Origin of the sequence: Carboxylicivirga mesophila, assembly GCF_018271975.1 — a bacterium.
GTDB lineage: Bacteria > Bacteroidota > Bacteroidia > Bacteroidales > Marinilabiliaceae > Carboxylicivirga > Carboxylicivirga mesophila.
This window is the reverse complement of record NZ_JAGUCN010000010.1, coordinates 45,958-59,359: the sequence shown is the minus strand read 5'-3', so window position 1 is coordinate 59,359 and position 13,402 is coordinate 45,958. Positions and strand designations below refer to the sequence as shown.

Here is a 13,402-nt window from a genome sequence, read left to right as displayed (position 1 = left end):
CCAGCCACAAATTAATGGAAGTAAGTTCTGCTATTCTATAGTTATTAAGATCTGGCAATCATTTATAAGGCAATTACCCTTGACGAAATTTACCAGGCGTGCTATTTTAGGCGGGTCTGATAATTTTAAACAAGGGAAATAGTTATCAGCTATCATTTGATTATAATGTTGTTTGTGGGAGAAACAGCTAAATCTCCCATAGCATCACCTTAACATCTGCATTACTCTATCGCTTATTAGGAAACTTAAAACCTGTAAACAATGAAAAAAATTAATGCATTTAAAGTAGTACTCTCTTTGTCGATACTGCTAATGGGTATTGGTTGCGATGAAGAAAAGAAGGAATTCATTGAGTCCGAAAATTCGATGACATTAAAATCAACCTGTTCAAGTACCGATCCCACAGTTCCGGTAGACATTATCCCAGTTGTAGTAGATGGCAATACCCCCGCGGTGACATCCACGAATGTGAAAATTGATCCACCAGTAGCAGGAACGTACGCTCTTGGTGCTGGCACGGTAACTATTGCATTTAGCAATGAATCGTGCGGACAAGTGATGACCTGGGAAGTATCCGACAATATTGTAATCGATCACGTGTATGCGAAAGGTAGCGATAAATACAACGACTATGACTATACTGGTGAAAGTCCAAAACCGAAAAACGATGGCAACCTACACTGTCCTGTCAATCCAAGTGGCTCATATGCCGACTTTAGCCATGTAAACTTTGTTTTTCATTATCAATTGACTGTTGCTAAAACGGCTGAAACAGAATTCACCAGAAAATGGGATTGGGTAATTGATAAAGTTGCAGATAAATCAGAACTGGTGCTTTCTGAAGGACAGGTATTCAATGTGAATTATGATGTCACCACTACTGCATCTGCAGTTGACAGCGACTGGAAAGTAAGCGGCACTATCACTATACTTAACGAAACACCACTGGAAGCTGTTGTTACTGACATAACAGATATTGCAGGAGGAGTAACAGCAACTTTGGCATGCGAACTGCCACACACACTTGCACCTGGAGAAACACTAGAATGTGATTACTACGCCGATCTGCCTTCTGGTGCGGATGGCACCAATACTGTAACAGTAGTAACCAGCACCCCAATGGTGGAAGGAGGTATTGCCACTGCTGATTATACTTTTGGAGAACCAACTAATGAAATTGACGAATGTATCACAGTCAGTGATGATAAATTCGGTGGCTTGCTTGGCATTATTTGCGGCAGTGACTCTCCTTATATATTTGAATATACACTTAGCCCTCCAAGTGAATGCGGTGAGTATGAGTTCACAAACACAGCAAGCTTCGAAACGAATGATACACAGACTTTGGGAAGTGATGACTGGACAATATCAGTTACGGTGCCGTGCGACAATGGATGTACACTCACCCAAGGCTACTGGAAAACACATTCTGAATTCGGCCCCGCTCCTTACGATGATACCTGGGCTCAACTGCCACAGGGGGCATCAACTGGCTTTTTCTCAAGTGGACTAAGCTACTACCAAGTACTTTGGACCCCACCGGCTGGTAATGCCTACTATCAACTGGCCCATCAATATATCGCAGCTGAACTGAATATGCTTAATGGCGCTTCAAATGGAGATATTATTGATGCATTTAATAAAGCAACAAACTTGTTTGAAGAATATAGCCCGGATGAGGTAGCTTCTTTCAAAGGAAAAGATAAAAATATGTGGACCAAATTAGCCAGTACATTGGATGCCTATAACAATGGTATAATCGGACCTGGCAGTTGTGATGAAGAGGTAATAAAATAGATTGCATACTAAAAAATGGCATGATACTGATTTAATCAAATACAAAGAAAGGTGCGCAGTTAACGCACCTTTCTTTTTAGCTACCAAGAGTCCCAAAAGATTTGTAATCATTTCAAAGTTATCTTATACGAAAACTTTAAGGAATTGATTATTGAGCCTAAGTGCACTATTTTAAAGGATAGATATTGTATACACCTTGTGACTTCAGCCACTTTTGTAAAAGATATGAATGCTCCCATTTATTTCTAAACGATGTACCAGATAATGTTTTCTACATTCACCCCGGACAATACACCATCTATAAAGCAGATATACAGCCCAATAAATAACAAAACAACTTTTCCCCCAATTGCACCAAATAAAACATTATAATCTAATTATCAACTCCTTAGTATTTTCGAATTGATTTTGCAAATAAACTGTATAAAAAAAGGGAAGCCTTTAACACTTCCCTTTCTACATATTATATTCAGTTAATTATCAACCATTAGCCGGTTGAGCCATTTTATTGATAATGTGACTAATTACATGCGAGTGTTCATCTTGTGGACTGAACAACACCATATTTGACGATTCCTCGGCGATAACTGTGTGTCCGGGAGGCCAATAAAACAAATCACCTGTTACAACAGTTTCCTCAGTACCATTTGTGTATTCTACCCGGATACGGCCATCTAACACATAGCCCCAATGGGGACATTGACATTTGTCTTCATGCAATCCTTCGAGTAATGGAGAAATATCAGTTCCTTTGTTCAAAGTAAAAAATTCGCCACTAATTCTACCATACCCTGTTGAATCACCAAATCCTGTTTTCTGTCGGGCAACAGCTGCCGGTGAGTTAATTTTTACCGGCACATTTTCTTTCGCAATTTTCATAGCTGTAAGTTTTTATTTAACAATCACATTAACTTGTACATTTTGCTGTTTCTTTTAAGGTCTTATATTTTGATTAACCCTAAAAAGATTATCTGGATCATATTTCGTTTTGATTTCGAGTAAACGTGGGTAGTTGTGCTGATAACAAGCCTGTACTCGCTCCTGTCCTTCTTCCATCATAAAATTTGAATAGGAACCTCCTGCTGAATAAGGGTGTAAGGCCTCCCAATACGATTTACACCAGTGCGTGATCTTTTCTGCATTCGTTGGATCAGGATCAATTCCCACAATAACACCCGCATATTTGGCATCGCGATAAGCCCAAGGAGTATCGGTATTGCTAACTCTAGCAGCAGCACCGCTGAGTGGATACATGTGCATTTGAGACAAAGGAGTTGGTATCTTCGAGCCAAACTCGCGATGAATCACCTTAACTTCTGCACCTAAGTCCTTAAAATAGTCGCCGCGCCAATAAAACTGAAGACCAGGTGGTAATAAACCATCAAAAAGAGTTTGAATAGCAGGATATGGCATCTCACCTACGAACTCAAATATGGGACTCTTCGAACGAACTTCCTTAAAGTCAGACTCGAACCTATCACTATCACCTGTATAACACCATACAATGCCACAAAAAGCCTTGTCATGTAGCTCTGAAGGAAAGGGGTCTCCCGGAATAACCATGGTGGCAATAAACCCGTTTAGATCTTCAGGGGCATTGTGTATAAACTGATGATACCACTCCATGATCTCTTCTGTTTGTTCGATGGGCCAAAGTGTTGGACCTCCAATAACAGTTGACAAAAGATGAGCCTGAAATTTAAATGAAGTAACTATTCCAAAGTTACCACCTCCACCTCTAATTGCCCAAAATAGTTCAGGATAACAATCTTTATTAGTCGTTACTAAAGAACCATCAGCCAAAACCATATCAGCTTCAAGTAAGTTGTCGATAGTTAAACCAAATTTACGACTCAAATAACCAACGCCACCACCGAGTGTTAAGCCTCCAACTCCTGTTGTTGAAATGATCCCTGCCGGTATGGCAAGACCATAGGAATGGGTGACGTGATCCACCTCGCCCCATAGGTTGCCTCCGGCTACCCGAACGGTGTTATCAGATGTATCAACCCTAACGTTTTTAAGCCTTGACAGGTCTATTACCACTCCATCATTGCATATTCCTAAACCACCACCATTATGACCACCTCCCCTGATGGCCAGCAGAAGATTATTATCACGAGCAAAATTAACAGACAAACGAACATCAGTAACATCCTGACAATATGCAATCAAAGATGGGTATTTATCTATCATTGCATTATATACCTGCCGGGCATTATCATATTGCTTATCGTTTTGAAGAACAACATCACCTCGTATCTGAGTAATAAATTCTTCTACTTTAGAAGGATTTATATCTTTTAATGATTTTTGCATGCCTTTATCTTTTATATGCAATTTATGCGCAAAAAGAAAGACAGAACTAGCAATATTGATTCAAATACTGGTAAAATCAATTCAATTCCTAGATGGTGTTAATAACAACTAAGCAATAATTACCTTTTAAATCCTATAACTATTAAGTCAACCTATTGAGGAGGCAAGATAAGAAGAGGGCGAGATGCCGAATCTTTTCTTAAAACATTTAGAAAAATAAGACGGGCTTCCAAATCCGTTTTCAAAAGAAACTTCGGCAATTGTTTTATGCTGCCGTTCAAGCATAACGAGAGCATTGTCTAATTTAAACTCTTTAATCAGCTCATTTGGAGATATTTCTGACAGTGCCACAACATTTCTATACAGTTGCGATTTGCTTAATCCTAATTCAATTGCTAAATCATTAATGGTGAATCCTGGTAAATGACCCAATTGATCCAATTTCTTGCCAAGTTGTGCCAAAAAACGCTCCTCCATTGGTGCTAAAAGCTTAAGCCCATCAATACCCTTGCAACATTCTAATCCTTTATGCTGACAATAATCTTTTACAGTATGTGATACCATAATGCCGTTATTATTTGAAACAAAACACAGGTATTTGGACATATTGATAGAATGACCAAAGAAATTAGTATCATTATCTATTGGAGTGCCGGCATATAGGCCTAATTTAATTTTATTACGAGATATACCCGAATTGTTGGTTGCAAGAACAAGATGACGTACCTCGTTAGCACATTTTATGGCATCTTCGGCAGCAGTAAATGAACAAAGCTCTGTGTTACCAATACGATCTGCTAACCTCCCATTATGCTTTTTTAAAACAACTTGTATTTCAGCTAAAATATTATCTTGAGTTTGATTACTGCTCTGTCCAATAAAAAAATATCGAAAAGCCAATAAAAAACGTAGTGCCGATTCTTTAAGATAAAGCGAACTATCATGCCTGATATCATCAGGATCCTTTATTCTTCCCAAGAATGATTCAACGACCTGATTATCGACCTCAACAATCTGATGAGGAACCAGACCATGTGCATTTTTATGCAATTCTTTAACGGACTCTTTGGTTGGTGCCTCAATCAAACAAAATGCTGTTTGCCTCTCTTCATCAAACCAATATGTTAATGCCCGGCAGTTATACAAGTGTTGAATCTTTAAATCCTGCTGATGAGCTTCAGCTACATCTTGAGCCGTTACACCTGGTAAATCGTGACGATCCATGTATATTGGCATAATGATCTTCTTTTGAAATAATCTCTTGTTATCGAACAGTTATTTAAACTCCCTTATAATTAATCAATTAGGCAATATAAGGAATTTTAAAGATTAGTTAAACCTTTTTGAGCTCTTTTATTAATCACCATGCCAATGTCTCTAATAATGTTTTCTACATCGAGAACTAACATTTCACCCTGCTTTCCTATTGATTGGCAACCAATTAAATAACAAAACAACTTTACACCCCCATTTGTACTCTAAACTTGTCTATACCAGAATTATAATCACTTTAGTCTCCATGTCTCGAGATAAATCATAAAACACAAAAAAGAGGGAATCCGCATTAAGAGACCCTCTTGGTATTGTTAACACACGCCTATCAACTTCCGCTCCTTAACGGAAAATTAAAGAAGCGTAAAGCAAAGGTGAGAATGGCTCCAATGGAGATAAGAATGGATTGAATGCCGGTTAAAAACTCCTGCTGGGTCACCACCAGGAATACGATGATGGCCACGCCCAACAGCTTAAGTGGCAATCCGTATTGGCTCCAGCCCGCTTTGCTATGCTCGCGCAAAGATGCATTGATGGCATCCACTTCATTTTCCTGGCGGGTAACAAACAGCGTGAAACTCAGATTAAACAGCTTAAGAAACTGCCCATTCTTTATCAGGCCTTTATTAATAAGAATATTAATCACGCCCTTTTTATGCAGGTTGATAACGTAATCATCAGCTATATCATAAAGAATGGATTTTTCTTCATTATCACAACTATCCCATATCTTTTGGTAATAGGTACGATTAATGAGGTAGGCCTGAAGGACATTATCTTCATTGACTACCTTATTTTTAATCTCTTCGGTTTCTTCATTACCCCATTTATAGTCATTCTCCGACAGGGTATCCTGCCGCCTGAACAGCTGGTATTTATCAACCAATGCGGCATTTTTACCAATTTCATCATCTATCCAGCTAATGTGTTTTTTCCATTGCTGCTTGTAAGTGTCACCAGTAATTGATCTTTCAGGCCTGAACTCATCCTCCCACTCCTGCTTAAGCGCACCTATCTGCTCAAGCACATCTTCTTTTAGGGGCTGCCTGGTTATGGGTACATAGGTCATGGAGAAGTAGGCCAAACAATTAACCAAACGCTTGAGGATCGTATCCAGCTGCATCCGTTTCTTCGCTGTTTTTTTATTGTTCTTGCGCAACTCTGAAATTAAAGAATCACGAAAATGCTGTATTAATATACGAGGCATTTTAAAGCAAACGATGTTGAAACTCAGGAACTGTTCTGTTTCCAGCACATTTTCGAGGTACTCAACAAAGGTTTGTAGTTGACTCACCCCTTTAAAGCTCATATGATCGATAAAAAGGTACACATGCTTATTGGCATTGTTGTCGCGCAACAAGCTTATTAAGCTCTGTGGCAGATGCAGCCGATACATTTTTGTGTGTTCATTTTCGATGCATTTTCGGTAAAAAGCCTTATCGGGCATAGTTACAATGTATTTGTTCTCACCCTTTTCGAGCTCATGTAACTGCGTTTTACTCTGTTTTTCGGTAAACATGGTTTTTGCATACTTAAACCCGGGAAATAAATACCGATTGGCCATGGTAGGTAAATACATAAAATACAGCACCGAAATTACCAGAAAACCATAGACAATACCTAAGTAACGCTTGGTGATATGCCACAACCCTGGTTTGTCCATCCGCATCACAAACAGTTGGTCGTTGTGCGGAAAACCACCTGTTTTAACTTGTAGATTTAGACTATCTCCACTTATAAAGTAGGTATACTGCTTAAGAGTATCATCGGAATTAATATAACTGGGCTTTACCCGGTTTCCACGATCTTCAATGAGGTTATTTAAGAAGAACATATTGGCCCTGGCCTGACCAAAAACATGAACGTAATTAAACGTTCCCTTCAGTTGATCCAACCTGAAATTACACGATTCAATATTATTATCACCTTGTTCATCTACCAGGGTATCAAACTTCATATGATGAAGCTGCTCATAGTAATTCCCTTTTCGTTCCAGCGGTTTAATCGTACTCTTACGGTTATTTTGTTCCAGCAACAGCTCTCTGCGTTCCAGAATCTGCTCAGCCACATACCGCTGCTGTGCCATGTAATGCAAGGTGGTTTCCTGCTGGTAAACAACGGTATACAAAACCACCAACGGCATAAAAGCAAATAGCAGCAGCAGTGTGTAAACGTATAGGTAGTATTTTATCCGGAAAGTATTCAACACACTCACTTTCTTTCTAAGAACAGCCGCCACCTTATCTTTAATCGCCTTCAGCCTTGTGCCATTATTTTTAAAGGAAACAAACAATAGCCCATTGAAAGTCGTTAGGATAAAAACACTCCCTATAAAAGAATAACTCATAAAGCAGGTTTTGGGCATCATCAGTTCAACCAGACTTAAAAGTGCAACTGAAAAAATGGCATAGTAGATGAACAACTTAAAGGTGATTTTGCATGCACCTTTACCACACAAGAAACGCATTTGAGCCAATAATGAACCGGCTCCTATAAGCGCCAGCAGACTTATCCAGTGTATAACATAAATGCGTCTAAAAAATAACATTACTACCACCACCCAAAGAACTATTAACAGGCTATTGTGCAGAGCCAAACTGATATATTTTTCTGCGATCTTCTTTTTCGGAAAAAAATACAACAGCGAGTGTGGCGGATTGTGGATATCTGAGTTAAAATTTTTGTACATGCGGTACCCCCATGTGCACAGAAACCAGAATAGCACAATAAGGATAAAAGCTGCAATGATAATGTATCCGGCATGGTTGATGATTTGAGCATAATTATTCACCTCGCACATGGTGACGATGAATAAATCCAAATCAACATTCAGGGGCTCCACCCACATAAGGGTGGGTTTCATTTTATAATCGGCCTTAAAAACATCTTTTCGGTGACTTAATATGGCTGCCTTTAAATCAGGATGCTGATCCGTCTCATAAAAAAGATTCTCCCGAACATTATTTTCAGGGTCTTTATGAAACCACACTTTACCCTTACTATCAATAACACAAAAGGAGTAGCCATGGGGTAAAATGGTATTGCTTACCGATGTTAGTTCAGTACCAATACAAGCTAAATAGCTGGACTTTCCGATTTTCGACGAGAAAATAACTTGTGGCCGGGCAGTTGTTAAAGAAAAAATGGATTGCATGCCAAATGCAGTGCCATTCTGCGTAAAAAGGGTTGGAGCGTTAAAGTAGTCACGCATCCTTATGTCAATGCCATCCATGGTATCAATATCGGAGTATCTGCAATTATTGTGAGTTATATTGAGTATTTTCCCGTAATCGTTACTTACAATTACATCTGACATCTCCATTGCAATAAACTTACCTTCAAAGCGTTTGGGATCAATATGTCTTTCGCGATCTTTGGCTACGAAGATATCGAGCCACGACAAGGTATCGATGGTCAAAAAACTGGTTTTAGCAATAATTCTGTGGAGAGTTACTGAGTCTCGTTTAAAACTTTTAAAGCTATCAGAGGTTACAAAGTTTGACAATGTATCTTTTACTGCTGTGATATTAATCAGTAAACTATCCAACTCCGCGTTAAAGTCATGGCGTATTCCATTTGACATTTGTTCTAAATGTTCACCATCACCCTTCAGATGCCCCTTGATGTATGCCAGGTTAGTTTCGTACAAAATAAAGTAACCCATAATAAACACCAGGCCAACCGAGCTGAGTACTAATGTTATCAGATTTTTGATGGAATAAGCTTCACCCGCAGCCACTACAAAGAGTTTAATAACCGGAATACTAAATAACAGTAGCAGAACAAATACCGTAATGGCGGTGAGAAGGGCCCGGTCGAATCCACGCTTTAATGAAGCATATTTAACTTTTGGTATCAGGCCAGCCAGGTAATGAATATTCACCCCATCCACTTTAACTACAAATAACTGATAGTCTTCACCCTTTAATGATATGGGAATTGATAATTCATAAGGATTTTCGAATGAAAAATCAGAGGAGCCTCCGCCGAGTGATAGTTCTATTTTTTTGGAAGTGTTAAACAGATGCATCAGCGTATCAATATTTATTGACTGCTTTGACTTTTTCTGCTTTAGTTCTATATGCGTATAATCAAACTGATTATACACCACTTCTGTGGAATCAAATGCAATAAACCCTTCGAAAAAATCAGCTTCATCCAGCACGTTGGGAAAGATTTTATCTTTATGAACCGGTAATTGACTTAGGTATGGTGCTATGACGTCATTAAGAATGGAGTCAATTTCGTACTCATAGTAGTTAACTTTTGATGGCTCTGCCAAATAATCAATATCATAAAACAAATAGTCTTCTTTGTTGCTTTCGTTATAATTGTACCTGTTTTTTATTTCTCGCTCTATTTTATACTGCATAGCAGGGAGCAATTCATCCAAGACGGCAAGGTATTTTTCAAATTGTTCATCAAGAACAATGTACCTTAGCATTAGCGGCTCCTCTTTTTCGATCAGATAGCTTCTATTCTCATATCTATACAGTACTGAAAATGTAGTATCATACAACTCCTCAAGATCAAATTCAATCTCACTCATCTCCTGATAAAGAGGCTTAATTGAATCTTTAACAGCATTGACTTCATCAATATCATGCTTAAGAATATTAAAACTATTAGCTCCCGTAGTTTCAATATCCCTCTCCTTCTCCCTCAAATCTCCGGCATATCGATATAACATTTTAAAAGCCTGTCGCTTTACTTTATCTTCTTTTACACTTTGAATATGGAAATAGTACAAGCCCATGGCCAGTATAATAACCAGGGAGACCGTCATTAATATTCCAAATCGTTTACCTGTTAGTTTTTGCATAATTGTTAGTTTGGCTGGCAGAATGAATGGTTAAATCGTCATAGAAAGGGAGATATTCATCTCCCTTTTAACAGTTTATAGTCAGTAAAACATAGAGGCATTTACGCTTCCTCAATCCTGACCTTCAAAAAGCCACTATTGTTGCCATAGTAACCGTTCAGATCGTTGGCAAAAGCACAAAACTCGCCTGACTTTTTGGGGGAGTAGTTCTTTAGTCCGTTTCCTATGGCAAAAGCCTCGTCATCATTATGACCAATGCAGCCACATAGAGTGAACCAGTCTACACCGTTGCCCGTCACTCGTTTAAATGGTTCGGCAATGGCAATGGCGATTTCGCGCGCAGCAAGCTTAACTTTGCCTCTATTCCAGCCGTTGCCATCAACCGGATGAATACCTCCATCGCGCCATTTATACTTGTCTATTTCAATCACTTCGATATTATAAGATTTACCTTTCTGAAGATATATGCCAGTATGATTGTATTTTAAATAGGCATACACACGTGTTACGACACCTCCTTTAGATGGCACCTTCAGATTACTTCTGTTCATCAGCTTATGTTCCGAAGTCCCCCTAAACTCTTTGGTGGTATCGTCGCGGTACCAGATTGTATGCTCAATCCCTTTAAGCGATTGTGGCTTATAATCAGCATCACGGAAGATACGATCGGCTACTGACCAGTGTACCATTGGCAGTTCCTCTTTAAGCACCTTATCTTCTTTAATCACACAACACAAGCGGTCGGTTAAAGTGATGTGCGATATTACAGGCAGTCGCTTTTGTTGATGATTAAGTCCAAGTGGATTGGGATCAATCTGTACATCATCAGGTTCAATTTCCAGTCCGGAATCAGAATGAAATACCTGATCGTATTGAATATTTTTGGGCGATAAAAAGCGAATCTCCAGCTCAGGCAACTCTTCAAACCAATCTAAAAAGAAGCGGAGCGCATTATCCGATAAACCATCGTAATTATAGCCACCACCCACATCGCCATGAGCCCCCGGAAACCAAATTTCGGTTACTCTTTCATCCTTATTCATTAATGTTGGCTGAAAGACCTTTCGCTTATCATCCAGTGAAACCAGGTGCAAAGCTTTCAGAACATTGGAAGGAAGCGTATGACCATGCTCAAATACCACATCTGACGAAGGCCTGTCTTCTTTTCTGAAATTTGGCATACCTATGGAAGCTACTGTATCAAAAACACCTTCTATAACTATTTGTCTATTCACAGTGCTATTGATAATGGCTGCAAATCGCCTGGCCAAGGCAGCACCCCGACTAAAACCTGTAACAACGATATAATCTATATCTTCGGAGTAATAATCATTGAAATTTTTAGAGGCATCTTCAAGAATTGTTTTCACATCTTTGCTCTCTTTTGATAGGCCTGCATTAAATTTACGCTGAAAGAAATTTCCGTACGTGCCAATGCCGTGATAATAGAATGTATACGAACCATTTGACAGTTGTGTTTTCCCATATTCCTCCTTCAGTTGGCCACCAAGAAGCAGATGAAACTTAAGTACATTGGTTATACTATCATCTTCTTCTTTACCACTCAACCTTCTATCCTGGATGGCATCAGCAGGTTCATTATCGGTACCATCAAAATTAAAAAACAGTATCTTTTTCATGTCTCAATGTTTTTTACCCTTAATACATCGTTTAAATCTTAAAAGTGCTTATTCAAAAACTCAACCCCATTATTATAAAATACATCACTCACAAAAGCAGCCGGATCAGGAATCAGGTCGCTGGCATATAGTTCTATCGCTTCTTCGAGATTATACTGCAGAAATTCAAAGTCCTCTGCCGCTGGACAGCAATCAATGGCATTAATTAAACCATCAAAGTCGGAACCTATTACAATGTGTTTTCCGGGGTTAACAGGCTTATCCATTGTTTGTCCCACTATCATGATATGCATAATATTATTTAGCAGGTGCAGCAAATGATTGCGTTGCTGGGCCATGCTCCGTTTAGCCCCCTCTCCTACCAACAAAAGCGTTTCCTCTTCTTCATTCTGACGCTCCTCTTCTTCGTCAAGTTGGTTTTCATCGTCATCCATATGCCGGTGTTGTTGCTCTGCTAGTGGCATGGGCGCTATAAATTCATTCCATTCACTATCACTAATAAACTCTTTACTCGTCTTTTTTTCTTCTTTGGCATAACCAAGCACCCGCTCATCCAGTATTAACCCTATTAGTCCGCCCGACCTAAGTATCGCCTTAATATCTTCATCATACAGATTAATGCTATCCGGATTAAAGCGGGTTCCATTTATGTGTCCTCTCTGCCGCTCATATTTGACCTTATATACCGGATGCGCCTTTTTCTTACGAAACTTCGCAATGGGTTTCGTGCTCCACGAACACCCGGTGACCGCTACGTGAGAGGCTATTATTGGCTTATCGCTATATTTCGCGTAGAACTGTTTGCGTGCTACCATACTCAGGTGTTTGATATCAATCAAAATGGGCTTTCCTTCCCATCGAGCATTCAGGCAGGTATCTATCACCTGATGGCCCATATCAGAGATGCCATTTCCCAGCGGTAAGAAGGGTTTCTTACCCAGTATTTTAATGGCATACGCATGATTGGCAAACACATTTGGGCTAATGTGCGTTAATGTGAGGTATAACAAACGCAACGGATCTCCTTTGCGGTATTCCTTTAGCTTATCGGTAATTATATTGATATCACTTGATTCATTGCGTCCGTAATACAATGCATGCCCACCTTCGAGTGTTGCTATTAAATACAGTGTATCCATGTCATCAGGTTCATACTCATCCATTGAATTGATCCACTTTACCCGTTCCCAGGGCTCTTCTTTATTAACAGCATTGTTTATGACAGAATCTATTTCCTGCTCCAACAAATCGGGATAACAATAACCTTTAACCTTTCGGGCCATCCGCCTAATCTGTCGTTTATCGATATAACGTACCGGACCGGCTACGGTTTGAACCAAAGCCCCTTTTAGAAAAGCTGCTTCGATGGCCATTAAACCAACACATGCCAGGTTACAATTGCCATCCAAGAGCTGATTTAAGTTTGATTGTGAATCAAATATCTTATTGGCAATATTATCTACTTCGTCCCAGGGGCTCTTCCGATGTTTCTGCAAAGTCAGCATCGGTTTCAGGGTTGGATGACAATGTAAATCAAACGTTTTCATGGTGT

Annotated in this window: 7 protein-coding genes; 1 reads left to right on the top strand and 6 read right to left on the bottom strand. The window is 39.3% G+C overall.

Going from position 1 to position 13,402, the window contains the following annotated elements:
* Nucleotides 1–261 precede the first annotated feature (261 nt).
* Nucleotides 262–1,797 carry a hypothetical protein gene (locus tag KEM09_RS10095; protein WP_212228022.1) on the top strand — a complete coding sequence of 512 codons (1,536 nt, stop codon included), beginning with the start codon at nucleotides 262–264 and terminating at the stop codon, nucleotides 1,795–1,797.
* A 480-nt stretch (nucleotides 1,798–2,277) separates the two neighbouring features.
* On the opposite strand, the gene KEM09_RS10090 is transcribed toward KEM09_RS10095, so the two are convergent.
* The 6 genes from KEM09_RS10090 to KEM09_RS10065 all read right to left on the bottom strand — a co-directional run bounded on the left by KEM09_RS10090 (nucleotide 2,278) and on the right by KEM09_RS10065 (nucleotide 13,397).
* A complete protein-coding gene (locus tag KEM09_RS10090; RefSeq protein WP_212228021.1) occupies nucleotides 2,278–2,676 on the bottom strand; it encodes a cupin domain-containing protein in 399 nt (132 codons plus the stop codon).
* A 54-nt stretch (nucleotides 2,677–2,730) separates the two neighbouring features.
* Entirely contained in the window at nucleotides 2,731–4,116 is a 1,386-nt protein-coding gene (locus KEM09_RS10085) for an FAD-binding oxidoreductase (protein WP_212228020.1), read from the bottom strand.
* Between the two features lie 147 nt (nucleotides 4,117–4,263).
* The gene (locus KEM09_RS10080) at nucleotides 4,264–5,340 is read right to left on the bottom strand and encodes a nickel-binding protein (protein ID WP_212228019.1); all 1,077 of its coding nucleotides are present in this window, start codon (nucleotides 5,338–5,340) and stop codon (nucleotides 4,264–4,266) included.
* A gap of 376 nt (nucleotides 5,341–5,716) precedes the next feature.
* Nucleotides 5,717–10,210 carry a hypothetical protein gene (locus KEM09_RS10075; protein WP_212228018.1) on the bottom strand — a complete coding sequence of 1,498 codons (4,494 nt, stop codon included), beginning with the start codon at nucleotides 10,208–10,210 and terminating at the stop codon, nucleotides 5,717–5,719.
* A 101-nt stretch (nucleotides 10,211–10,311) separates the two neighbouring features.
* Nucleotides 10,312–11,850 carry a phospholipase effector Tle1 domain-containing protein gene (locus KEM09_RS10070; RefSeq protein WP_212228017.1) on the bottom strand — a complete coding sequence of 513 codons (1,539 nt, stop codon included), beginning with the start codon at nucleotides 11,848–11,850 and terminating at the stop codon, nucleotides 10,312–10,314.
* A gap of 38 nt (nucleotides 11,851–11,888) precedes the next feature.
* Nucleotides 11,889–13,397 (bottom strand): membrane dipeptidase, encoded by a 1,509-nt coding sequence (locus KEM09_RS10065; RefSeq protein ID WP_212228016.1) that lies wholly within the window; start codon nucleotides 13,395–13,397, stop codon nucleotides 11,889–11,891.
* Nucleotides 13,398–13,402: the final 5 nt, after the last annotated feature.